The 26127-nt window shown below is 53.8% G+C and carries 10 protein-coding genes; 1 reads left to right on the forward strand and 9 read right to left on the reverse strand.

The genetic code is table 11. The annotated features are described in order from the left end of the window. Positions 1 to 119 precede the first annotated feature (119 nt). Positions 120 to 1046 carry an ArsR/SmtB family transcription factor gene (locus tag KJW29_RS18040; protein ID WP_214630839.1) on the reverse strand — a complete coding sequence of 309 codons (927 nt, stop codon included), beginning with the start codon at positions 1044 to 1046 and terminating at the stop codon, positions 120 to 122. Positions 1047 to 1174: 128 nt separating this feature from the next. Here KJW29_RS18040 and KJW29_RS18045 point away from each other — a divergent pair, with 128 nt between their 5' ends. Further along, complete coding sequence (locus KJW29_RS18045; protein WP_214630840.1) at positions 1175 to 1822, forward strand: bifunctional 4-hydroxy-2-oxoglutarate aldolase/2-dehydro-3-deoxy-phosphogluconate aldolase; 648 nt, start codon at positions 1175 to 1177, stop codon at positions 1820 to 1822. Positions 1823 to 1923: 101 nt separating this feature from the next. On the opposite strand, the gene KJW29_RS18050 is transcribed toward KJW29_RS18045, so the two are convergent. The 8 genes from KJW29_RS18050 to KJW29_RS18085 all read right to left on the reverse strand — a co-directional run bounded on the left by KJW29_RS18050 (position 1924) and on the right by KJW29_RS18085 (position 25612). Further along, positions 1924 to 2964 (reverse strand): sensor histidine kinase, encoded by a 1041-nt coding sequence (locus KJW29_RS18050; RefSeq protein ID WP_214630841.1) that lies wholly within the window; start codon positions 2962 to 2964, stop codon positions 1924 to 1926. Beyond that, positions 2961 to 3644, reverse strand: coding sequence for a response regulator transcription factor (locus KJW29_RS18055; RefSeq protein WP_214630842.1), 684 nt, complete (start codon positions 3642 to 3644; stop codon positions 2961 to 2963). Before KJW29_RS18055 ends, KJW29_RS18050 begins: the two co-directional genes overlap by 4 nt. A 22-nt stretch (positions 3645 to 3666) precedes the next feature. Further along, on the reverse strand, positions 3667 to 4392 hold the full coding sequence (locus KJW29_RS18060) for an ABC transporter permease (protein ID WP_214630843.1): 726 nt from the start codon (positions 4390 to 4392) through the stop codon (positions 3667 to 3669). Beyond that, on the reverse strand, positions 4331 to 6142 hold the full coding sequence (locus tag KJW29_RS18065) for an ABC transporter permease (RefSeq protein ID WP_214630844.1): 1812 nt from the start codon (positions 6140 to 6142) through the stop codon (positions 4331 to 4333). Before KJW29_RS18065 ends, KJW29_RS18060 begins: the two co-directional genes overlap by 62 nt. Continuing rightward, on the reverse strand, positions 6139 to 6816 hold the full coding sequence (locus KJW29_RS18070) for an ABC transporter ATP-binding protein (RefSeq protein WP_214630845.1): 678 nt from the start codon (positions 6814 to 6816) through the stop codon (positions 6139 to 6141). Before KJW29_RS18070 ends, KJW29_RS18065 begins: the two co-directional genes overlap by 4 nt. Before the next feature lie 152 nt (positions 6817 to 6968). Beyond that, positions 6969 to 11675 (reverse strand): S-layer homology domain-containing protein, encoded by a 4707-nt coding sequence (locus KJW29_RS18075; RefSeq protein WP_214630846.1) that lies wholly within the window; start codon positions 11673 to 11675, stop codon positions 6969 to 6971. A 318-nt stretch (positions 11676 to 11993) separates the two neighbouring features. Beyond that, complete coding sequence (locus KJW29_RS18080; RefSeq protein WP_214630847.1) at positions 11994 to 20351, reverse strand: S-layer homology domain-containing protein; 8358 nt, start codon at positions 20349 to 20351, stop codon at positions 11994 to 11996. Positions 20352 to 20611: 260 nt separating this feature from the next. Continuing rightward, positions 20612 to 25612 carry an S-layer homology domain-containing protein gene (locus KJW29_RS18085; RefSeq protein ID WP_214630848.1) on the reverse strand — a complete coding sequence of 1667 codons (5001 nt, stop codon included), beginning with the start codon at positions 25610 to 25612 and terminating at the stop codon, positions 20612 to 20614. Between the last annotated feature and the right edge of the window lie 515 nt (positions 25613 to 26127).

Genomic DNA, 26127 nt, shown 5'->3' on the forward strand with positions numbered 1-26127 from the left:
ACCGATCCCCTCTCAATTGTGCAATATAAAATCTGTATCTTTATTATTACATCATTTGTCGTTTTATTTCAAGTATTATTATAATAATAAAATAAGGAAAATAAATAGAGCAAGAAGCATCAGCTCCTTGCTCGTCTCGGGCTGTATTTGATTTTCATCAAAAAATCCTGCTCGTAATTGCCGAACTTGCGTCCAAAAATATTGATTCCTCCAACGTTCGCCGCGTTCTTTTTTACGCCTAATCTCACGGAAATATAGGGTTTGTCCAGCATCGCAAGCTCGTCGACAGTTACTGGAGAGATCGGCACCCCGTCGATAAAGCTGCCTTCGCCGCTGATTCTCCAACTCTTTAGCAAGCCGTATTGCGTATTCATCGTCCTCCACCACGAAGGTGTCAGAAACCCGCGTTCGCCGCCGAAATCGCCCGGCGATGTCCACGTTCCGACCTCAATGCCGTTTACCCAGCAAGTAATATCGGACGGCCAATCCAGCTTATGATAGGGCGCTTCCGAGCACAGCTCAAGCGAAAGCTCCAGCTCCTCTACTTGCGTTCCATACGGGATGCGGTTGGGAAAATGGTATTCCACATAACCCGAACGGAACCATAAGAGCTGTGCTCGCTTGCGCTCCGGCTCATAGAAAGAGCGCGGATCGTCCTGGACCAGCAGGATGCCCTCTTCGCTCAACAAACCGCAGGTAGGCTGTATATCGCAATGGACAAAATCGCCGATCGGAAGCTCGACGATAAAGGAATTCTCTTCCTGCTTTCCCCTGTCCGTCAAATTGATAATAATCCGGTCATACTTTTTGGAATTGACTTTCTGGCTGCCACGTCCCGGAACAATCTCCGTCGAGATGATGCCCGCATCCTCCAGTTTCTTAATGTTAACTGCGGCCGTTGAGAAAGGAAGCTCCATTCGATCGGCTATTTCATTGACATTTAGCGGTCCTTCACTCAAAATCCTCACAATTTCCATCCGGTGCTCATGGGATAATGCTTTGCATATTTCCAACGCTTCTTGCAAGGTTAGCTCTAATGTTCTCATAAGGACCTTCCTTTATAACAAGTTTTATTATTATAATAGTAACTGTACTGATAAAAGTTCAAAATAGCAAGCGGAGGGGAATCGTAAATCACCCCAACAAAATGATGAACCCGATGGAGGTTAACGCGATGGAAAAAAAGACTGGCCTGGAGCTGCTTGAGCAGACGAAAATTATTGCTATTGTTCGGGGCATAGAGAGCAAGGATGCAGAGGATCTCGCTCAGGCGCTGCTGGACGGCGGCATCCGAGTCATGGAGATTACTTTGAACACGCCCGGGGCGGAGGGGATGATTCAGTCGCTTCAAATGAAGTTCGGGGAGCGCATGTATATCGGGGCCGGCACGGTGCTGGATTCGGACGATGCCAAGCGGGCGCTTGACGCCGGAGCGGACTTTTTCGTGACGCCGAATACCGATGAAAGCGTGATCCGATATGCAGTGGAGCACGGAAAAGCGATTTTCCCGGGGGCCATGACGCCAACAGAGGTTGTCCGGGCTTGGAAGGCCGGCGCCACGGCGGTTAAAATTTTTCCGGGAGCAAGCTTGGGCCTCGGATACTTCAAGGAATTGATGGGTCCTCTCAATCATATTCCCATGGTAGCGGTTGGCGGCGTTCACGCGGGCAACCTCGGCGAGTTTCTGCGCGTCGGCTGTTCCGGCGTTGGCGTTGGCGGTTCATTGGTGAATTTCCAAGCTATCGCATCCGGCCAATGGGATCAAATACGGGACAACGCCAAGCAATTTATCCAAGCTGTCGATGAATCAAGAAACGCCTAGAGAAACGTGTGAGGTTGTACGTTTGTCCTTATCAAGCTAACAAGCAGGGGCTGCCCTGGAAAGTCCGTCTTCACAGATTTTCCAGGGCAGCTCCATTTGTATCAGTCGACCAATATGCTGTCGCTAACTGGAAGAAAGATCGAAAACATACTCCCTTTGCCCCATTCCGAGCTCACCTTTATATAGCCGCCTTGCTCCGTAATGATTTTCCTGGTCAAATATAGGCCAATTCCCACTCCGTGTGTATCAGTGACATCGGCTCCGCGATAAAATCGTTTAAAGATTTGGCTTATTTCATGCTCCGGTATGCCCTTGCCGTTATCTTCGATATCAATTCTCGCGAACATCTCGTATTTTTGAAGCGAAACTTTGATGACGCCCGCTTCATCCGTATATTTTACGGCGTTGTCCAGCACGTTTACGATGGCTTCTCCGGTCCATTTTACATCATGCTGCAATTCGATCCTTTGCTCGCCGCTAAATTGAATTTCTACGTTCTTCTTCTCTGCGTGAGGATACATTTGTTTGATTGCGGCAAAAACCGTTTGGCCAATATCGTGCTTCCCCGTTTGGATCTTAATAATGCCGCTCTCAAGCCGGGACATCTTGATCAGATTATCCATTAACCACGTCAGCTTTTCCGTTTGGCTTAACAAAATTCGAGTAAACTCCTGACGCTTATCCGTAGTCAACCCGCTATCCATTAACAAACCATTGTAGATAGTCAAGTTGGCTAGCGGCGTTTTCAACTGGTGGGCAATATCCGAGATGAGCGATTTTACTTCCTCGCTTTCCTCTTTATACCGCTGCTTCTGCATCCTTAAAATTCCCGATAGCTTAAGCACTTGCTCCTGCAGCTTGGACAACAGATTATCTTCTGAAACGGGGAACAATTCGTTGTCCTGTCTATCGATAATAGATTGAATCGTTAACGAAAGCTTGGATAGGATCGAGGACATTTGATTTCGAATACCCAGCATAAAACCCGTAAATATGCCAGCCGCCGCCAAAACGAAAAGAACCGACAGCGCAATAATGGCCGGACTGGCCTCATATTGCATTAATAAAAAAATAAATAGGCCGCATGCGATTGCATACAGCGCCGAGCTAGCGATGATAATTCGGGTAAAGGAGCTTCTCAACCTTCACTCCCCCAAGTATATCCGATGCCAAAAACAGTCTTGATATAGACGTTTTGTTTCGGATCATCTTCAATTTTATTACGCAATCTTTTGATATTTACGCTTAGCGTATTTTCATCCACGAAGATCCCATCCAGATCCCATAACTTTTCGAGTATCATCTGCCGGGTTAGCACCATCTTGTTATGTCGGGAAAGGATCGTTAAAAGTTTGAATTCCGTTGTGGTCAGCTTAATCTCCCGGTTATGTTTATACACCTTCATCTTATCATAATGGATGATTAAATCCTTATAAGAAAACAACTGCGGATTTTCTTCTCTCCCGCCTCTGCGAAGAATCGCCTTAATTCGCTGGCTTAACACCGCCATGCTAAATGGCTTCGCGATATAATCATCCGCGCCGGATTCGAAACCCGCGATCATATCCTGCTCTGTATCTTTGGCAGTTAAAAATAGAATGGGGACCGTCGAGATTTGGCGAATTTCCTTACACAACTCCATACCGCTTTTATCGGGCAAGTTAATATCAAGAATAATGAGATGAACCTCATGGCCGCGATAGGCGATCAACCCCTCTTCACTTGAGAAAGCAGATAAAATATCGTAGTTTTCATTCCCAAGCGCATAAGCCAGTCCTTCATTTAATAGCCGATCGTCTTCGACAATGAGAATCCTCGCCATGACGTTCACCTCCTCTTATTCTTTAACTCGCTTCTCTCAAACGTTCCACGATACTCATCTTCTTTGATCTATTATAAGCGATAATCGGCACGCTTAGGCAAGCTGCGAACACAAACACCAGCGCGATCAGCAAAGGAAGCGTTGGGTACGTAAAGATGGCATAATCGGCTTCTTGACTAAACACATAATAAGCACCATAGCTAATCAATGACCCTAACGAAATAATCAGCAACGTTGATATAACTCCATAACCTGTTCCTTCGAGCAGCAGCATTTTCCGCAATTGGCGTTTCGTCATCCCGATGCTTTCCATCATTGCAAACTCATGCTTGCGTACCACAACGCTCGTTAGCATGGTACTGATGAAGTTGAGAATGCCGATAGCGGCAAGAATCAGCGTAATAGCTCCTCCTAGAATGTAGAAGATGATCTTGGCAGACTCCATTTTCTCCGCCCATTGCAGCTTTGATGTCAGCTCAATTTCACGGTCGCCTGCAATCAAGGCCTCCAATTGCTCCTGAATTCGCTCATGCCCGCTCTTCTCGGCCTGGATGTTCATTTTATACAAAAGCGGATCGTTAATGATTTGCTTAAAAGCGTTATGACTGACGTACACATTAGGCGCCAGCCCGCCGAATGAAACCTGAAATTGCGGGCTTACAAAGCCGCCTATCTCAAGCTCCCGCTCAACACCCGTCTCCTTGAAGTTTAACGGAAAGCGATCCCCCCCTGTTAAAAAGCTCTTCACTTGCGCTCAGCAGGGCAATCTCGCCTTTCTCGAATCGTTCGACATCAATGGGTGTTTCGAGACTTTTGTTTAGTTCGGTTACATATTTGGTATCGATCCCGATCAGCACGGACCAGAACATGCCCGAATCCTTTAATTGCTCGTCCGTGGGTCGTTCCATCCCGTATCTCATAACGATATCATCGACGAACTTACCAAACACTTCGGGCGTATAACCGAGACTTCCTCCTCTATCGATATACGTTTTTCTGACGTCCGTAATCCCGCTCATTTGCCGAACGGACTCCGCCAACTCCTCCGACAATTTCTGTTTTTGCTCCCCTTGATATCCGAAATCGACCGTCTTGTTCACTAATTCAAAATCATTATCCACATAGCTGGCAATAAAATTGTCCGTGTTCATGCTTAGCACAAGCGTATTGACCGTCAGGAAAGTAGTGAGACCTATAAACAGCGACAGGAATACGGTTAATGCCCGCTTTTTATCCCGGAACATATTACGTAATGCCATTCGATATAGTTTGGAGCCATGTCTCCCCTTCTTCGTTGTCGTCCTCACATACTTTGCGGCTTCGACCGGGGAAATCTTTGCTGCAATTCGGGCCGGCTTCCTGCATCCGGCCATTGTCGTTAACCAGGCGAACAACGCCGCTCCCGCATAGATAACGGGATGAAAAGATATCTCGACTTCCGTATCCAAAGTAAAGGCTTCAATCGCCAACGGCACCGCAACTAATGCTGTGATCATACCTGCCGCAACGCCTATCGGTATCCCGATCCACGCCAATCGGACAGCTTGGCCGTTCACCATTTTTATAATCTGTTTCCTCGTCATCCCAATCGTCTTTAACAGCCCGTAAAATTTTGTGTCTGTAGCTACAGAAATATAGAGCACATTATAAATTAGCAAATATCCGCTAAACATGATAAACACAATAATTCCGGCGATACCCAGCGCGGTTGCCATTTTCGAGCTGTTCTGGCTTTCTGTATTGGAGTAGCTCGCCAAATTCTGATCTTCGTGCAGCTTCAGGTCCTGTTCCAGCCTGCTCATGTTTTGATCGATGCCGCTTCCGCCTTTAAATGCAATGGAAGCTACTGAACCCTTGTCGCCAGAGCCCGCGCCTACGGATTCGGCAAATTCACGCGATACAATAATGACCCCGGCATTACCTGAACGCAGTTGAGAATAATCCGTATACCAGCCGCTTAGAATGAAGGATTCCGTGCTCTCCCCCGCTTCGCTTCGATACGTTAGAGGCAAAGTCATCCCGATCGTCGGCTCTGCGATATTTAACTTGTCCAATATCCAGGTCGGAACGATCACTTCGTTGCGCTTCTCCGGATAAGTATTGACTTTATTCCCCAGGAGAGGCGCTCTCATCTTGTCCCATTCGGACTCGTCGTACCTGTGCATACTGATATCCAGATCACCCATCTCTTGCGTTGGGATCACTTGGCCCACTTTCGTATCGAGTCCTACATGGCTCACATACGGAAGCTGCTTCAACCGTTCAATCTGTTCTTGTGAAGGATTGGATAATGCCACATCCGCTGTCGTGCCAATCATTCTTATCTCCTGCATGTCGAAGGTTTTTATAAAACTCATGCCAAGAGTAAATACCGTTGTGAGCAACCAGGTGGTTAAAATGACGGCCAAGATGACGTAACGGTTCCTTGTCCGGTTTGCTTTTAAGCTTTTGCGAGTCAGTTTTTTAATGATATTTTTATTGGAATTAGGAAACATCATCCTTGTTTCCCCCCAACCACCTTACCGTCGCCAAGGCGGATGATCGTATCGGCAAGCTGGGCAATTTCTTCGCTATGCGTAATCATCGCCATCGTCTGATTAAATTGTTTACTCGTTACCTTGAGCAGTCCGATGACCTCCTGGCTTGTACGGCTATCCAGGTTGCCGGTAGGTTCGTCCGCCAGAATAATAGAGGGCTTCGTGGCCAATGCGCGAGCAATAGCAACCCTCTGTTGCTGTCCTCCGGACAAATGACCGGGCAAGTTATCCAGCTTCCCCGCCAAACCTAACGTTTTAACAATATGCTCCACATACGATTTATCGATCGTATTGCCGTCCAGCTCAATCGGCAGCACAATATTTTCATATACATTAAGGATCGGAACAAGGTTGTAATGTTGAAAAACAAACCCGATCTTCCTGCGCCTAAATACCGTTAGCTCGTCGTCGTTCATATCGAATATAGACTTCCCGTCCACGATAACCTGTCCGCCAGTCGCTCGATCCAGACCGCCCAGCATGTGCAACAACGTGGATTTTCCGCTCCCCGAAGTACCGACGATAGCCGCAAACTCTCCCTCTTTGATCTCTATATTTACGCCATCCAGCGCCTTCACCTGATTGGGCTCCTTGCCATAGATCTTCCTTAAATCAACCGTTCGCAAAATACTCATCCTGATCCACCCCATCCTGCATTTTCAAACTATAGTCTGAATGATACTCGCCACTTCTTACATTCTCGTGACAGGGATGGCCAAACACAAATGACCCACAAGAGGGTCACCTTTTTCAAAGTGTCCTTCTTATGGGTCACAGTTCAATCGAATCAAGTTTTTTGAATGTTTAAGTCCAGTAATCGTTTCTGAATATTAATGGCGACAATCGCCATTTGCGCGCGAGTCAACTCCGCGTCCGGACGTATGGTTCCATCGCCGTAGCCTGCGAATATTTTATACTTCACACCTACTGCGAGCGCATTCCTTTCCGATCCGGACAAGGCTGCAACATCTGTAAACGGCGCCAGCCATTCATTAACCTCCGCCTTGGATAAGGTTGTATTTACTCCGGCAAGCTTTAGCGCGGCAGCCGCAATTTGAACGGCGGATTTTCGCGCAATATTGCTGTTTGGCGGCGATGCTGTTATCCCCTCCGTTAAGCCCTTGCTTTCAGCCGTTGCCATTGTTTTGCCAAACCATTCATTGGTCGTTGTTATTACGTCAGGATTGACAGCCAAACCTAAAGTGCGCATAAACATGGCCATCGATTCGGCAACGGTAACGCTGTCGTTCGGCCTGAACAAGCTGTTATAGCCGGAAACAATAAGCCGGTTTGCTGCCTGCTCAACGGATCCTGCATACCATGCCGATGATTCAACATCGTTGAATCTTTTGTTTACCGCGACAGGGAAATAATCTCCGTTCCTGCTTACAAGCAACATAACGGCTCCTGTCGTGCGGTCAATCACCGTAGGAACGGGAACGACCGTTCCATCGCTTTCCATATACGCGTATGTCGTAACTTTAGCTGCAACTGCGAGAGAAATCGTTAACGATACCGGCTGCATCGCTTCTGTGCTCCTTAGCGTAATTGTGCTGGCAGGTCCGGCTACCGTAATAGCCGCATCCGTTTTTGGAGCGTCCTGCGCAATTTGCTTCTGCCGCTGAGTTGACGTTCGACTAACCGTCGGCGTCGTGCTTGGCGCAGGCGTTACAGTAGGCACTGGGCTAGAGGTCGGAGTAGGCGTTGGCCCCGTTCCGCTTGGCGGACCGCCATTATTTGCGCCGGGATCCGGCGTTGGAGCAACGATAACTGTAACCGTTGCCGTACCGCTCTTGGTGATATCAACAGTCGACGTCGCTGTTATGGTAATGGTCGAAGCTGTTTCTGCCGCGCTGACCGTAACGATTCCGTCAGAGCTGATTGTTGTGCCGGCGTTAAGCGCAACATTGCCCGCAATCGTCCATGCAACAGTATGCGCCGGATTGTTTGTTCCTATAACCGACGCTGTAAATGCCTTCGTACCGCCCTTCTGCACCGTTGCGGTCGAAGGTGAAACGGTCACTGATGTTACGGACGTGGCGTATGGCGTCGCAGTGATCGCCAATGTCAGCGTAACCGTTGTTTGCGGCGTACCCCCTTCCTTGCTTAGGGTTACTGTAAAGGTATAGCTGCCGTCCGTTCCTCTCTCATCGCTCTCCGTGCCCGCGACCGCCGCCGTAAACGTATCGTCCGAAATCGTTGCGGTCACGCCGTTTAAATTCAGGCTGCCGATGAGCGTTTCCACTGCCGATTTCGCCTGAGCGATGTCGGCTGCATCCGCCTGTTCAGCCCTATAGGTTGTGCTTTCCACCGCAGCTTTGGCCGCATCGATGATCTGATTGACCGGTATTTCGACCTCATTAAGATTAACAAGATAAAACACGTCTTTTCCGTCCGTGCGACTTATTCGCACAACTGCGGTTTTTTCTTCGGCGGTCGCTTGAATAAGGTCAATCTTTGCGCCAGCGGCTATCGAATCCGAGCTGAGCGTCGCCGCTACTGTCGGGAGCGGATGATACGCCGCCACATCCCACGTGTAGTTTTTGGTGCCGGGTTCGAACTCTGCAACCGGGACGCCGTCGACCGTCAGCGTCTCCAGCACCATCAAATCCGCGAGATCGTCATGCAACTCGCCAATGACGGCGAAGTCCAGAAATTGCATCGGGCCCGGCGAAGATCCGCTAACTGTCCCAGGCGGCCCGGTGACCGACGAGAAGAAGTTCAGCTCGTTTACGACCATCACATACCGCGCCGTAATCGGCTTGCCGTCATTGTTGGCCAGAACATCGGTTGCTCGGCGCCCAAGCGTGTAGTTGGTTCCGAGAGTACCGCCTTTTAACGCCTCTTGGGTTAATGGATCCCAATTTGATGCGGCGGACGTACTTTGGCTATTGGCGTTAGCAGGCTGGCGCCCGCTGCCTGCAAAATAGTTCCATGAACCGCTGTACCCCACCAAATTTTCGACGCCAAAAGGATTTTTCGTCGGCCAGTTGTTAGCCTCATAATACGGGCGATCCGGCTCCGGTTGTCCGGCCGCGAGCGCCGGGTCTAGCGGGTTATAGAAATTATTGTAGGATTCTATAAGCGATTCATAGGCCTCCGCGTCGTTCGTCCACCAGGCGGAGCTGTTCCTTGAACGACCGGGAGAACCCATCGTGCCAAATTCTATTTCGATGCGCGAAATATCAATTTGCCGGCCCAAATCCAGGGCAACCCAATAGCGCCAAGGAGTTCTGCCCGCGTTCAGCTCAAACGAAGAGCCGCTTTGGAAAAAAGCGTATCCTTCCGAAGTCGTCATGGAGGTGCGGTCTTCCTCAAGGACGTTCCCCTTCGGGGCCTCCTCGTTATGCGAAACGATTTTGATATCCGCGCCCATCACGGCCTTGCCCCAATCATGCACCGTGGAGTTGTTGATTTCGAAGTACGGCTTGTAATAATCTGGATAATAATTGTCGGGAGCGGCGGGTATTGTGATGCCTGATGCTTCCGACGGCTGCAACTCGCCTAAAATTCTGTAGGTGCCCGGGACGGTCGGCCTGTAGCCGGACGTATCCCACTTGACCGGGACTTTAACGGTATGGCCGTTGGATAAGGTGACATCCAGTTCGTCCTTCAGCGTTAAGTCTGTAACCTTGGTGCCCAAAGACACTTTCATCTGGTTTTGATGCTCCCAGCCCATGATACGCAGGTTAAGATCCCTGTCGGTCGGCTTGTAGCCGTTCGGGAACACGTATGTATCCCGGTCGCGCTTGATAATCGCGATGTCCGCCATATAAATCGTCGATGATTGCCACTCTTGGCGGGCAGTGCCGGTGGCGGGGAAGCTGCCGTAAATGCCCCACTTGGAACGCCCGAAATTGACGTTATTCCCCTGATCGTCCTTCAGGGTATTGTAATTTCCTTCCCTGTATACAGGGCCGGGGCCGGACGTGTTGGGCGCAGGAAGCTGCAGCTCCGTGTTGCGCCTTAACATATCGGCTTCATTAAGCGATCCCTCTCCGAGCAGCTCGCCTGTATCCGTATCTGTTACCCTTACGTAGAGATGCCCGAAATCCGCCGTTTCGGTTGTCAACTCGATATCGATCCAGCGGTCGACGAATTCCTCTTTTGACAGTGTAAGGAAGGTGCCCGTGTTAATCCCTCCGGCGGATTGCATGCCGCTCGGCGTCGAATTGTTGCGACTGTGTTCAAATGACAGGGTGCCGTTTGCTCTAAGCCCGATACCTACAGTCGGAGATCCGTTGGCGTTGCCTTTGGCTTCCTTGATCTGATAGATATAACCGTAGTTGTTGGGAGACCAGGTTCCTGTGGCGTTGGCGCCGACCTGCTTCTGCCGCTTCACGGTTTCCGAGGGAACCAGCAGCCGCCAGAAATGGGTCGTTATCGTACCCGGACCGTCATTGGCGACGACGTTGTCAGGCGTGTAGTTGGTTTTCATCTCAAGCCGCTGGGTCGTGCTGCTGGCCGCGCCGCGGTCGCCATCCTCATGCCCGGACGCTGCGGCAGGCGCGTCAAACTTGTGGATACGGATAATATCCGACTGGAGTTTGTCAAACCCGGAGATTTTACCGGCCTTGGTCATCGTGCCGTCGTATTTTACGTCCACCCCGTAGGCGTCAATCCTGCCGTCGGAATTGTCCTTGGCGATCGTCTGCACGTACATGTTATCGCCGTACCAGGCGAGCGGAATCTCTCTGTCATCCTTGGGCAGATCGTTCGAAACGCCGGCGGGTTTGAATTTATTGACGTCGTTCGCCGTATGGACGTAGATATCCGGCCCCCAGAACGAGTCGTACCAGTCTTTCCCGCTATATGAGGACGGCTTCATTGGCGCCTCAATGGAGTTTAAGCCGGTGTCCCCATAGCCGATATAAGTGGAGCCCCAAGTATCCATACCGTGCTCGTTCGCGCGGATGTTCATCGGCGCGACCAGTTCGCCCGGCTTATTAATGGCTTCGGTTTCCCCGCCTTGCACGCTTCGGGTTAATGTAAAATCCGATAAAGGCTGTATGGTTACAGTGATCGTGTATCTCCTTGTGTTTTGACCGTTTGCAACGTCAAGGTAATAGGTTCCTCCGGTCCAGCCCGGTACTACTCTATTCCCCTGCGGATCCTTTAGCCCCAGCTCGTAATCGCCGTTGTTAATGCCGGTAAGACGGACGATTTCGGCGCCGTCGCCCTCATAAACCTTGACAGTCGAGCCTGCGTTGACGACCGGGTGCAGCATCTGATAAAACGTGCCGTAAGGCAGATCAATCGCAATGGTGCCCGTGGCTCCCGATTTGGTTACAGCCTGGCCTCTGTACGGCTTCGTGAGCACCACGTCCAAAGGATCGTCCGGGTCGAGCGTTTGGTTCGCCGCAGTCGAATAGATATCCGTACCGGCTGCCTGGACAGTTGTACCGGGCAACACTATGCCGCCGAAAACCTGAAAAACAAGCGTTAATGCAATCAGAAAACTAATCGGCGCGTTAAAGAATTTCCTTTTTCGCATGTTATCGTTTCCTCCTCCATAATAGGCTTTTTCATCGAAATCCAATTTGCATCAAGACATTGGTTAAAGATTTTAGTAAAGCGCTTTCATTCTCTTTACCAGTATATTTTGAACCTTGCGGGGTCACAATGGACTGCGTTTGTATTCGTTTGTCATTTTTTTAGGATAATAATCGCCACGGACGCCAAAAACAGCCTTCAAAATGGTAAGACGCCTCCCGCACCACGATTAACGTGATACGGGAGGCGTCTCTTTTCGCCCCATTCTGTAACTCATGAACAACCGTTATGCTTCTACGAAACAGCAGCCTTCGGAACGTTAACGCTTCTCCTCGATCGCTCCGATATCCGTCAGTACCCGCAGCAGCATAACCGCCGTCTGGGCTCGGGTCGCCTGCCGCTTGGGAGCCAGTTCCGTGCCGCTTACTCCTTGCACCCAACCGTTGCCGACAGAGATTGCGACCGCCTCCGCCGCCCAGCCGGATACCTGATCTCCGTCCGCGTAACGCCGCAGCACGGCGATATCCGGCGATTTCGCATCGCTCTCCAGCAACAACTGCACGAAGCGGACGATCAGCACCGCAAGCTCCTCGCGCGTTACCGGATCGTTCGGACGGAAGTTGCCGCCCGCTCCCTTTACCAATCCCAGCTCATAACCCGCTGCTATATACGAGGTAAACCATGCTCCCGCCGGCACATCGGCGAACAACGCGCTCCCGCCGATATCCGAAACCAACGCCTCCGCGCCGCCGTTCCCGAGCAAATGCTGTACCAGCAGCTTCACAACCTCAGCCCGTGTAATCGCCCGATCCGGAGCGAAACGATCCGCCGATGTGCCGTCTACAATATGCCGGCTGACCAGCACCTCGACATCGAGTCTGCTCCAGTGGTTGTCGAGATCCGCGAAGGTGCGATCGTACAGCATCACGGCGTATTCGCCCGGTTGCGCAACGGTCGACGCTACCATACGCTGCCGCGTATCGACAATGCCGCCGACATAACTCCATCCTCCCGGCGCCGCGGCATCCTTGCGGTACAATCCTAGCTTGCGCGCATCCGCTTTGCCAAGCGGCTTGCTCCTATATTGCAGCGCCAGCCGGAACGGCTTCGCAGGCACGGCATCTTCCGTATCGATCACATAGGCATCGGAGACGGGCTTGTAGCGCTGCGAAGCCGACGGTTCTCCAAGAGGATTTCGGGTTACGACCAGCCGCGTACCTTCCGCGAACACGCCCGCCCCTGCCCTCAGCACGAACGCCCCGTCAAAAGCGGCATATTCGCCACCTTCGGCATCCATCTGCCATTCCGCCGTGCCTTCCGCCGGAGTCGGTTCCGGTTCGCCGCCCGGAGCCGAACCTCCGCCGCTTTGGCCGCCTCCCCCGCCCCCGCCCGTTGCTGCGGCGGTGCGCACCTTCAAGTACATGGGACTTGATACATTCCCGCTTCCGTCAACCGCCGATACGGCAAACGTATAATCCGTCGATGGCTCCAGTCCTTCAATCGCCGCCGTACGCGTACCGGCAGCCACTAGCGTCTCCCGAACGAGGGCAGGATTGTTGTCCGGCGTCCATATGATCGTTGCCGACGACATCTGTCCCGGCTGGATCGGCTCCTCCCAAGCGAGCTGCACTTTTCTGGCCTCCGTCGCCGTCGCCTTTAGCCCCGCTACGGGAGGCGGAGGCGATACATCCACTTCGTCGCGCGCCCCCGCAAGACTGAGCAATGCCGGCTCCGATTCATTGCCCGCCGCATCGACCGCGATTACGCGGAAATCGTAATCCGCCGACGGCGACAGCCCCGTTGCCTCCGCCCATTGCCGTTCCCGGCCGATCTCCAGCGGTTCGCCGCTGTATGACGTTTCCTCGGCCTTTTTCCACCAGAGCTTTACCGCTGCGAAATCGCGATCCCCGGGCCGCTCCCAGACGAGGACGGCGCCGTTATCGCCGGTCAGGCTGCCGTTAAGCCCGCTTACCGGCGCCGGAGGCGTCGAATCTTCGACAATCGCCGTTACGGCATGCTGCACATCATCGCCAATCGGAACGCCGGCATAGCTGAATATGTCGCCGCTGATGACGACCGTATAGACAGCCCCGTCGGTCAACGCCGCATCCGGCGTAAATTCTGCGGCCATTGCAAGCGTTCGGCCGTCTGCGGTCTCAGCGTCAACAGGGCTTACCGTTCCCTGCACGCTTGCTCCGCCGGTTGCCGTCAGCGTGATGGCATCGTCCGCGAGCGACTGAATATCGATCGGCTTCGTAAAGCCTGCCAACACGCCGCCGCCCGGCACAGCTTCCACATAAGCCACTTCAGGCGGCAAGTTCGACACCATCCCGATGTTGACGTCAAAGTGAGGAGGCGGAACTTCCAGCTCGTCGCTATACGTGGTTGCATACCCTTCCTTCTCGTATTTGACCTTCCAACGGCCCGGCGGAACATCCCAGCCATATCGTCCCTGCCCGTTCGTCCAATGCGGATTCAGTTGCTCATACCATTCCGCGTCCCATATTTCCCATACGCCGGTGCCGGCGTTTTGCTGCAAGGCCGTCGCTTTGACGCCCTCCAGAACATTGGACATCATGCCCTCGTAGACGAAGCCGCTAGGGTCCCAAATATAGCTCGGCTCCGCTACCGGCGGATCGTAAGGTTTCACCTTGCATTTGTTCTCCTTCAGGTAACGCTCCAGCGTATCCAGCTCTTCGGCAGCCAGCTCATCCAGATGCAAACCGATTTCGTACGTGACGTACCAGAAGCCGACGCCGGGCAACCCGGCTCCCTTTACCGTGCCCGCTACGCCGATAGCGGTTTTAAACGCTTCCTGCATCGCAATCATGGCGCGGACCTCTTCCGCGAAGCTCGTGTAATACTCTCTTGCCTGCGCATCGCACAGCCTTCTCGCGTCTTGCGCGGCGCGCTTCGCCCGTTTGAACAGATTGCTGTCATCGTCGAGCCCTTTGGCGTTTACGACCACATCTCTTGCGCCGAGCAGTTGATTCGCCGTTGTAAGAGCAACTTCGAAGGTCGATTTGACCGCCGGCGCGTTCAACGAAGCCAACCGGCGTTGTCCGGCCGCGTCTCCGTTAGCTCCATCCGCCTTCGCCGAAGGCAGCTCCGACCTTGGAATGGTGACCGTAACAGACATTCTGGCGCTGTTGTTATGCCATTGCCTGCGAACGGACACATCATACACGGGCACTCCCGTCCGCTCCACCCGTCGCTGCTCCGCCGCCGAAGGCGTGAAGCTGTCGATCATGGAGCTTGAAGCTCGAATCGTCGCTTCAAGGCCATCCGACAAGCTCACATCGGCATACACGCCTCCCGCCTGCACAACCGTGCCATCCGGCTCTTGTTCGCCGCCCGCCGCGGCCCGTTGCAGCTCGAAATCCTCATAGGCGACAGGCACAATAAAGCGCAGTTCGTCTTCCGTAGGTTCCTCCGTTTCCGATAGGACGGCATCGGGCTTCTTGCGGTAAGTGACCCATACCGGTCCCAGATTGTAGGATGCGGGAACAACCGCTTCGTATACATCGCCCTTCCGCGTCGCCGATACCGACCTGTCGCCGAGATGCACTTCAACATCGTATACACGTTCCGGGCTGCGAAACTTCATTTGAAAAATAAACGGATACGACGGTATGACGACGTACGGGAATACCGCTACGCCATCATCCGGCCGGAACGTCACCAGCCGGCCGTCCATTTGCCGCATCGCCACCTCCGCAAGTCCCGGATCGGAAGGATCGTAAGCGACAGTGGTCCCTTCGCCCGCCAGCATCTCTCCTTGCCAGACAATGCCAACCCTCAGCCGATGCTTCTTCCTGGCATTCTCAACCAGTACGACAGGCAGGCTCCATGTACCGAAGGAAGATGCGGTCGTACGTCCCAACTCGGCAGCTCCATCGTATACGATCACCTCCGCTCCCGCCGGAGCGGTGCCGCTCGCTTCAATGTCCGGTTTCGTCGTCAGCTGCGGCGCGCGAATCGTTGCAGGCGTCACTTGCAGCAGAGCCATGCCGATAATGGCCTCTTGCGCTTCCTCTCCAAGCTTGTAGCGAATGCTCGCCTGTATGGGGAGATCCGGCTGCGCAAGGGATGATCCGGCTTTCAGCTTCAGCTGGAATGCGCCTTTCTGGCGATACGCAATATCGCCGAGCGGTACCGATACCGTCGTTCCGTTAAGCTCGGGAGCGACGGGATTGCCGTTCAGCGTCGCTGATCCCGGCAAGATCTCGACCCCCTCCGGCAGCTTGAGCGCCAGCATGGCATCCGTGGCCGCTTTCGCATTGTATTGCGAATGCTCGTAGAACGCCCGAAGCGAGAGACGCCCTTCCGGCGTCGTCCATTCCGACGATGCTTGCAGGCCGTTGAGGGTGAAATCGCCGAACACTCCGGGCTTTCGCAGCTGTATGACGCCAAGCTCGGCGGTATCGCCCGGACGCGCATGAAACTCGACGATCGCAAACTCGCTGGATGCGCGGATAATCAACCGTTGGCTGCCGGTAGACGCCACGGGCAGCGTGAAGCGGGAGTACCCCCGTTCCATGTTCAGCGAATGCCCGGTCATGCTATTGTCCTCGTTACGGTACAAAGACGCATTCGCGGAAGTGACCTCCCGTCCGTTCGAGTCGACTAACCTGAACTGCGCCTGGCCTCCGGCGTTTTCCAGCCGAAGCTCTACTTCCCCCACTCCGTCCTCGCCGATTACGGTTTCATTGCATGCTTTCGGCAGCTTTGCTTCCACGCCGTCCGCACATACCCTTACCGTGTCGCCCGCGACCGCCTCCACGATTGCGGGCGGCCCGTGATTCGTTATAGCAGGCGTGGACTTAATGCGATAATGAACGCCGCTTGACCAATCCACCTCCAGCGGTCCTTGCCATCCTCCGTCTATTTTCGCATACAGCCGGATGTTCAGCTTCGCTTGCTCCTTCAAATGCAGATCGGCCTGTACAGGCTCAGATCCACTCGCCAGCACGGTTACTCTCTGCGACGCATATCCGCTGATGTGGTTGCCCGTTGCGCGCATGACCGCCTCGCCTTCCGGCAAGGACAACGTGTATGCGCCTTGCGCGTTGGCGTTCGCCGTATAGGTCTTGGACGCTCCGTCCAGGGCAACGGTCGCCGTCACGATGGAGCCTGCCGCCGGCTTGCCGTCAAGCGCGTATACCCGTCCGGATACAACGGCCTCCGGTCTCCTGCGGAACGCCGTATCGAATGCGATCTCCTTGCCCGCAACGATCAGATCGATCCATTCGGCGATAAAAGCCGGATCCTTCGGCATCAGCTTCACGCGGAGCTCCTGGTCGGGCACGACTGTCAATGTCGCGTTTAACGCTCCGTAGCTGGAGCCGGACAGCACGGCATTGCCGCTGCCGTCGCGCACTTCGTAGCTGTATTGTCCCGCTCCCGTGGCAGAGCCAAGGAGCCGGACGGCAAATTCCGGCGACAACGTCACGATGGCCGTGCGGCCCGGCGGAGGCGCCTCCCGCTTGATGGACAAAGGCGGATTCTCCCGCTTAACCGGCCTGCTCGAAATGGTGTATACGCCTGGCAACGGCGCATTTAGCCTGTATGTCAACGACTCCGCATCGATGGCTGCGCCGGTCCAATGATTTCCCCAATCGTAATCGATGGCCGAGGCTTCCAATGTCCCTCCCGCCAATTCTTGGTGCCAGACCGACCGTTCGGGCACATTCAACCGAACTTCGTAGCGGCCGGCAACCTCTTTGTTGACCGGATAAGGCGCTCCAAGCCAATTTCCATCTATCTGAAGCAGTGCGGAATCGATACGCGCGATTCCCTCCGTAATCAGAAAAACGCCCTCATACTCCCCCGCATTTCGCTCTGCGAGATCGATAATCCGCGAAGCTGGCCCCGTCTTCTCCTCCGATATCCACTCCGTATAGTCGATCCGCGCCTTGAGCGCGAGCCCGGGCTGGCTGCGCACCTTGACGACGGCATCGGAATCAAGCACCGGGAGCATGCGTTTCTTGCTGCCCGCCTGTTGCGAATAGTCGATCCGGAACGACAGGACCGTGTTCGCCAGACTTCGCAGAGGGACCCTCAGCACGGATGGGCCGAGCGTCAGCGTGACGGTCTGATCCCCCGCGGGAATATAATCCCTCTCCGGAAGCACGCTTACGACAATTTCATCGCCGGCGTAATGCTCGCCCGGCAGAGCCGCCGCTCCGCTCGCATCCGTCACTCCTTCATGGATAATCCGGCCGCCGTCCTTCTCCTTGAAGACAACCGGTATCGAAGCCAGCGGCATCCCGGTCCGTTGATCATCGACCTGTACTTTCAGCGACGCGGGGAACACCGGCGTCAGCCGAACCTCGGTCCCGCTGCCGCTGCTTACAGTCACGCCATCCCTGCTTGCGAGCAGCAATCCTCCTGTCTTGCTGGCCATCGCAAGCCGTACTTCTCCCGGCTGCAAGTACCGCTCGTAGCGCGTGACCGCCGACTCCAGCGGGATGAGGGCGCTGCTTCCCCCGACCGTAATCGTCAGATTGGCCGCGCCAAGCAGATCGGCTCGATCCGTCGCGATTTCCACTACCAGCTTGCCTGCCGCATGAACCGGAAGATTGGCTGCCGTCCTCGCCTCGTCCGCGCGATCCTTTGGATACGCGATGATGCGGTCGATCTGCGTCATGCCTTCTTCAACCTCGAATACGGCTCCATAATAACCCGGCGCCGTCTCGATTAGCTCGACTGCGGTTTCCCTGGGCACGGCTTCTCCGTTGCCGCCTTCCGTCACCGTCCGGTAATAGACGATTGCCTCCACGTTCAGACCCCGTTGACCGATCGCCTGGATCGCTACTTCCGTATCCCACTTCAACAGCCCGTCGACTTTTCGGTCTTCCGCAACCGACCAGCGAACGCTTTCGATTCCTTCTGCCGGGGCCTCGTCGCAAGCTTCGAAACATACGCTATAAATGCCGTAACCGGAATAATTGCTTTCGCCGCGCAAGTACACGGCCTTGCTCCCGTCGCCGCTCAAGCCCACCTGCGTGGTCGACTCGCGAAGAGCCCCTATCTGCCGGAAGCTTCCCTCCTGCACGTCGAACCTGACCGCTCCGAATCTGGATCGGATGGGCAGCGGGGCTTCCGTCGGGTTAAGGATTCGGTAATCAAACGCCACATATCGCCCGTCATCCGATAACAAAGGAGTGCCCATATAAGCGCCGATATTGCGGTTCTCCGCCCACGCCACCGTATGTTCGCCCGTCTCCCGGTCATACAGGCCTACCTGCTTCGCCACTTTGTCGGTATACGCCACATAACGTCCGTCCGCGGACACGGCCGCCGCGCCGATGGAAATCTCGCCGTTTTCCGTGTCGTTATTGCGTATCGGAACAGAAGCCGTCTCACCCGTATCCGTATCGTACAGATACAAGCGGCTGATACCGGCGCTGGCTCCGCCAGGCGCAAGCTCGGGGGCCGCGGTGACGAACGCCGCGTATCGCCCCGCCCCGCTTATGGCCGCCGCGCCGCTCAGTTGCGACAAATCCCCGCCGTCCGCCTGCTCGCTGATCCGTGTAATGCGAATATCGCTCCAATCGGACAAATCCGCCACGAAGACGTCCTGAAGCCCGTTGGCGTCCCCCGCAGTCAAAGCGCCGGAGGCCGATTCGAACAGCAGCTTGCCGCCATCGTCGCTCAGCGACAAACCGGACAACCGCCCGGACGCCACCGCCGCTACACGCACCGCAACCTCATTCGTCCGATCGTACACATACAGAGAGAATTCCGTCCGATCTTCATTGGAATCTTCATAGGCAACGAATCTGCCGTCGCCGCTGACCGCAAGCCCTTGATCGATATACGCCTTGTTCAAATTCCCGATCACTTGCTTCGTGCCGGCCGCGGCGTCGTATACAACAATGCCGTCCCGATCCGGATGCCCGGAATAATAAACGGCCGTGCCGCCGTCCCGGCTTATTGCCGGCAAGGTGTAGACTTCTTCTTCGCCGCTTTCGATTGCCGTCAAGTACCGGTGAGAAGTCGCGGCATGGATCGGGAGCGGATCCGAGCGGTTCCCGGCTTTGTCGATGGCATAGAAAACATAATCCACATATGCCGCCTCGGGCAGGCCCGCCTCAAAAAATTGCCGATCCGCCGTTTCCGTCACCAGCGTGCCGTCTCGCCGCTCCAGGCGGTATCGGTCAATCGACGCATCCGGAACGTAATTTCCATGCTCGTCGACCCGGTATGGAGGCTCCCACTGCAGCATCACTTCATTGTAAGCGATGTTGAACCAGCGGATATCCATACTGTACGCATCCGGCTCCGTCAGGTCGACCTCCACCGTCGCCTTGTCGGACAAGGCGCTCCTCTCTCCGCCCAGCTCCGCCGCCGCGGCAAGCTCGTAACGCCCTTCCGAAAGCTCCAGCGTCATGCCGAATCTGCCGTCTCCAGACGCCTCCACCGCATCCGTCGCGACCGGGGTTTCGCCTGGCCGGTTGTAATAGACGGTGACGGTCGAGCCGGGCGCCGCCGTCCCGCCAACCTCGACTGCCCGCTCGTTCGTAAACTCCGGCAGCGGGTCGATGATCGGCGGAGCAACCCCCGTGCCCGCTTGACCGTCGTCGGCCGCCTTCACGCCGCCTCCTGCAGGCAGAATCAATTCAAACAGCAGAGCCGCCGCAAGCACGCATGCCATCATTTTTCTGAATATCACCTTTGCCTCACTCCTCTCGCCCTCCGTTATCCATTCGCCTCACCATTGCATACAGAATAATCCAATTGTAAGAGAAGGCCATCGGCTGCAATAGTTACAGGCCGTCATCACTTTTGTCACCGATGTCACTATAGTCCCAGACCGGAACGGCAGCATGTGCCTGACTCAAAAACGCTCACGTCAATGACGGTGATGAAAACACCGGCACAGAACGTGAGCGTTACTATCGGACGAGTCCGATTCGCAAATGATGAGAGGTTTTAATCGAGAAATTCGACATATTGCAAAAACCGCCTTAACATCAGAGCGGCTTGCGCTCGAGTCGCAAAGTTAGAAGGCGCAAATGAATCACCTGTCATGCCTGAGATGATGCCTGCGTTTGCGGCTTGAGCAACCGCTGCTTTGGCCCATGGAGATATAGTCGTATGATCCTCGAATTTGTCCAGAACAGTCGGCGCTTGATCGGGATGGATCGGGGCATAGCCCAAAACCGCCAACGCATTGCTCAGCATAACGGCCATCTGTTCTCTTGTCATAAAGCGGTCTGGAGCAAAGTTATTCTCCGACACCCCTCTGACCAATCCAGCCCTGACGCCTGCTTCAATGGCCGCCGCATGCCAATCCCCCTGGGCTACATCATGGAAGATGGCGCTCTGCGCGGATTGTCCGACCTTTAAGCCCAAACCGCGCACCAGCAAGGAAGTAAATTCGGCTCTTGTAATGGAGCTGTTCGGCGCAAATTCGGTAGCGGATACTCCGTTTACAATAAGTTTGGACGCCAGCAGTTCTACGGATGTTTTCGCCCAGTGACCGTCAAGGTCGGAATAGGATTTATCATCGGCTTCCATAATCGCGTAGATGCTGTTGTGCGGTACTTTGATCGCCATTTCCGGCGTACCGTCATCCCTTGCTCTGGTCACTGCCGGTGCAAAGTTCAGCTCTCCAGTTGCGGGATCGTACAAGACGGCAACGATAGTTCCGTCTGAGCGGCCCTCGTCCAGCACGATGGCGCGAACGATATATACCCCGCCGAAATCCCTGATTTCCTCGATTCGCCCATCAGACGAAACGGTCACCTCATAACTAACGGCATGACTGATCCGTTTAAGACCTGCGTTGTTCGCGGCACGCTCCAGCGACTCTTTTTGTTGTCCGGCAATTTGGCCGATCGCTATATTCACATGTGTGGCAGACGGCATTGACTCCAGAGGCAAAGCACTCACCTGCAGCTCATAGCTTGAAGCGTTTAATCTGACTTCGACTGTGGCGGCTGGATAGGCCGCCTTCAACTTGAACAGCGAAGAAGCGGGAAACTGCACTTGCACGGCCTGTTCAGAATCGTCGACTACTATGGAGACAAACGTTCCAGCCGCCTTGCCAAGCGCATCAAGCACCCGTTCAAGGATTTTGTCAGTCAATATGACATGCTCGACAACAGTTCCGTCTTCAAGCGTTTCCTTACTGATGATCGAAGAATCAACAATCAGTTGAATACCGAAATCCGTGTAATTCAACTGCAGTTCCTGGTTTTTGATTGGCACAGGATAGAAGACAGGGTTCCAGATATTCGATATACGAATTTCCGCTACCTCTTCATTGCCCGCAGCGTCCTTTGCATACACGGTATAGGCGTCATTTTCCGTAACGATAAACAACCCATCGGTCATGATATCGGTTCCGCTCGTCCCGTCGGCGAAATCGGCGACGGAGCGGCTCCCCGGCATCCAATTCAGTTTCGTAATCCTATTGATATCGCCATGAGCTTCAGCCAAGGCGCTGACTGAAACGGAGCGACTCCCTTCCGCGAGAGTGGCGGTCAAGGATATTTGCGGCATCGTTTTAATGATATTGCCAATCTCGATTGTCGCAACGAAGCTGTTTCCCGCTTCGTCCTGTGCGAAAACCGAATATGTGCCGTTGGCGTCCGCCCGGAAGCTATCCTCGCTCAGCTCAATGCCTTCTGCTGCAAAATACGCCTTGGTTCTCAGCCCTTCCGCCCACTTTACCGCTGCAATAGCGCTGCCCGTGCCGTCTGCATTCACCGTTATTGCGATGGATTCGTTGGTCGGCACAGTATTCGCAGGCTGCTGGGTTAACAAGATTTCGGGCCGGACAGCATCGATAACAATGCCCGTTGTATCCCTTGTCGGCAAATTCCGCTGAACGGCAATATCCGTATCCGCAACATGGATTTCGGCGCCGTCCGGCAGTCCGATCTCCGTTCCGATTTCAATTGCGCTGTCATAGGCTAGGCCCTCCTGCACCTCATACGTAAAGATCAGCTTGTTTCGTTCACCGGCTGGCTGGCCGTCATAATCGGCGTAAACGGTGGTGGCATCCGCTCCTTCTCCGATCATTACAGGAATCGTTGGCGCTCCTGCAACATCCACATTTCCTGCGTAGCTGACAATAAACGTCAATGTATCGCCGATACCGTAATAACCTGCTGCCGGCACATCAAACCCGGTCAACTGCGTCATTCCGGCAACGATATTGTCAATATCGATTGTCGCAACGGCGTTATTGCCTGCTTCATCTTTTGCAAATACCGAATATGTCCCGTTCTCATCCGTCTGAAAGCTGTCTCCGACCAGCAGAGTGCCTTCTGTGGCAAAATACTCCGGCGCTCTCAGCCCTTTCGCCCACTTTATCGCTGTTAATGCGCTGCCCGTGCCGTCCGCGTCTACCTGTACTTCAACAAGATCGATCGTTGGCGCTGAAGGCTGCTGCGTTAACGTAATCTCCGGCCGGACGGCATCGATAATAATGCCCGTTGTCGCCTTTGTCGGCAAATTCGGCTGAACGGCAATATCCGTACCCGCAACATGGATTTCGGCTCCGTCAGGCAGTCCGATCTCCGTTCCGATTTCAATTGCGCTGTCATAGGCCAGGCCTTCCTGCACGACATACGTAAAGAGCAGCTTGTTTCGTTGACCTACTGGCTGTCCGGCATAAACGGCGTACACGGTGGTCGCGTCCGCTCCTTCTCCGATCATTACAGGGATCGTTGGAGCTCCTGTGACTTCCATATCCACTCCATAGCCGACGGTGAAAGCAAGCGTATCTCCGATACCGTACAGTCCGGCTTCAGGCACTTCAAAGTCGATTAATTCCGGGGCGGGAACCTCAATAATTAGCCGATATTCACCGTCAGGCTTTCCGAAGACGCCTGTCGTTGTCACCACAATCTCATTGCTTCCGACTGTAACGGCCATCTGCTCCGAGACCGACTCCGTTGTGCCGATTGTCACCGTTGCATTGGAATCGGCAGGAGCCGCCGTAATCGTAACGGAATCCATATAACGATCGGCCAACAATTCGTATACGCCTTGACTCGGCGAGAATGCTCCGGAAATCCAGGTCAATTCGGCATCGCCAGCTGTTGCCGCCAATGACTGAAGCTTAACGGCATCAAAGCTCTCGACAAACATCGGATAAGTGGTACCTCTAATCATGGCCCAGCTATCGTCCCAATCCCAGCCCTCATACGTCGCGGGAAGCTTCATGTCCGCCGTTGATTTTCCTTCGCCGCCTCCGGAAATCAAGAGCGAGCCGATTTCAGCATCCCAGTACGAATCGTCGACGACTCCGGAAGTGGTTCCGCCAATCAGCCCGCCCGTATGCGCGTTGCCGCTCACGTGCCCTGCGGCATAGGTAAAGGTCACGTTAGCCGCTCCGCTGTTTAACCCGACTAAGCCTCCAACATGCTCATCTCCGGTAACGTTGCCCTTTACATAAGCGTTCGAGATGATTCCCGTATTGCTGCCGACCAGGCCGCCAACCCGGTTTCCTCCCGATATAGCCGCGTTCTCAAGGCCAATATTGCGGATGCTTCCCGAAGAGGCTCCGAATAATCCGGCGTAGTCATCCGAGCTGTCGACGGTCAAGTGGCGAATGACATGCCTGTTGCCTTCAAAAGTCCCCGCAAACGGTTGACCGCCGTCTCCGATCGGGTTCCAGTCCAGACCTGCCAAATCCAAATCGTTCATTAGCTCATAGATGCCGCTTAACGCATAAGGAGCGGTCCCGATCGCCGCCAGCTGAGAAGCGGTCGTGATGCGATGGGCGTAATCTATTCCGTCTTCGCGAATGACTTGAAGCGTATAGGCTGCTTCGAACGGATTGGTATCGGCTCCCGGTACGGCAACGTCGGTCGAAACCTTGATGTCAACGTTGTTTACGCCGGGAACCAGAGAAATGACTTTCGAGTCCAAATCCTCGCCGTCGATCAATACGTTTGCGCGGCTGCTGCCAGAGGATGCCGCCACCTTCACGCTATCCACTTCGCCTGTTACCCGGCTCGAATACGTCGCTATATGGGGGGCGAACTCCGGCTCGTATACCATTTCGCCATCGTTGATCGCCAGCTCGTCCAGCACAATCTGATCCAGCGTGGTGCGATGCATCGGGAAGGTCATGCCCTCCAAAATGCCCCATTGTCCTTGCGCGGAGAAGTCCCACGAGAGGAAGCTGGCTGCATGTTTCATTTGCGATGTAGTCAAGCCTATTCCATTCCCGGAAAAGCCGGCCAAGCTGCTATTGTAGTATGAATTCGTTATGCTGATGTCGTGTCCTTCCGTGCGGCCGACAACCCCTCCGGCTTGAGCCGACCCGGTTCCGGTTACGATAGCGGAAACGTAAGAAGAGCGAATCCGGCTTGGCGCTGTGGGAACTCCAAGACCGTAACCGGCCAATCCGCCGACACCATCTGCACCTTCCACGGATCCGGTGACATAGGCGTTTTCAATTGTTGTGCCAACGATATATCCAACCAAACCGCCGACGTCGCTATCTTCCCCTTTTCCCGAAATATTTACATCGATCAAACCTATATTTCGAATAGCGGCACCTGAAGTCACGCCGAATAAACCGACTGCGCCAGCGGTTGAATTCATTTGCAAATTGGAGATCGTATGGCCGTTGCCGTCCAATGTACCACTGAATGCATTGGATATGTCACCTCCTGTACCAACAGGCTCCCAGCCATCCCCGTCATTGTAGCCTGCGCCTGTTGGGCTTAAATAGTCTGACAAATCGATATCTGCGCCAAGCGCATAATGCCCTGCCAGATTATTACGCATTGCATTAAGCCCGGGGGCATCCGTAATGAAAATCGGACATTGGGCAGACGTTCCGGGCGTTACCCCGTCGCAAGCAGAAGCCAACACGCGCCTTTCCGGACCAAAAGGCAACGCAATGGTCGTGAATAAAAGTACAACTACAAACCTAGCTAGCCATTTGCGATACAAATTACTTTTCATTGTTCCCCTCCAAGTATGTAGTTCTAAACAAACATGACTTGGGACTGCTAGAGTCTGCCATATTCCGCCGCTACGTCAGGATGTGTGTCTAGTAATCCCTATTTAAAACTAAATCCAATTATACTATATTCTAGAATTGCTTAGCACGATAAAATGGCAAGGGGGCTGTCCGAGAAGTGAACTTTAAGGTAGCCCCGTTGTCCTTATGGCTCGATTATATGGGTAGGTTTGTTCAAACGTGTATGAAAATTCATACACAATCCACCAGATAGGCCGGCAATTGGCCAAACGTGTATGAAAATTCATATACAATTCACCAAAGAGGCTGGTATCTGGTCAAACGTGTATGAAAATTCATACACATTTCACCATATAGGCCGGCAACTGGTCAACGTGTATGAAAATTCATATACAATTCACCAAACTGACCTGCACCTGGCAAATGACTATCCAATAAAATCAGTGAAAACGGAGCGCTGGACGCCCCGTTTTGGTTAAAAGTTAAGTGGCAGGCA

Source organism: Paenibacillus agaridevorans, from assembly GCF_018604145.1.
GTDB classification, from domain to species: Bacteria; Bacillota; Bacilli; order Paenibacillales; family Paenibacillaceae; genus Pristimantibacillus; species Pristimantibacillus agaridevorans.

Excerpts from the sequence above, each read along its gene's own strand:
- KJW29_RS18075 (WP_214630846.1), bottom strand. The coding sequence starts at position 11,675 with ATGCGAAAAAGGAAATTCTTTAACGCGCCGATTAGTTTTCTGATTGCA.
- KJW29_RS18055 (WP_214630842.1), bottom strand. The coding sequence starts at position 3,644 with ATGGCGAGGATTCTCATTGTCGAAGACGATCGGCTATTAAATGAAGGA.
- KJW29_RS18065 (WP_214630844.1), bottom strand. The coding sequence starts at position 6,142 with ATGATGTTTCCTAATTCCAATAAAAATATCATTAAAAAACTGACTCGC.
- KJW29_RS18085 (WP_214630848.1), bottom strand. The coding sequence starts at position 25,612 with ATGAAAAGTAATTTGTATCGCAAATGGCTAGCTAGGTTTGTAGTTGTA.
- KJW29_RS18070 (WP_214630845.1), bottom strand. The coding sequence starts at position 6,816 with ATGAGTATTTTGCGAACGGTTGATTTAAGGAAGATCTATGGCAAGGAG.
- KJW29_RS18040 (WP_214630839.1), bottom strand. The coding sequence starts at position 1,046 with ATGAGAACATTAGAGCTAACCTTGCAAGAAGCGTTGGAAATATGCAAA.
- KJW29_RS18045 (WP_214630840.1), top strand. The coding sequence starts at position 1,175 with ATGGAAAAAAAGACTGGCCTGGAGCTGCTTGAGCAGACGAAAATTATT.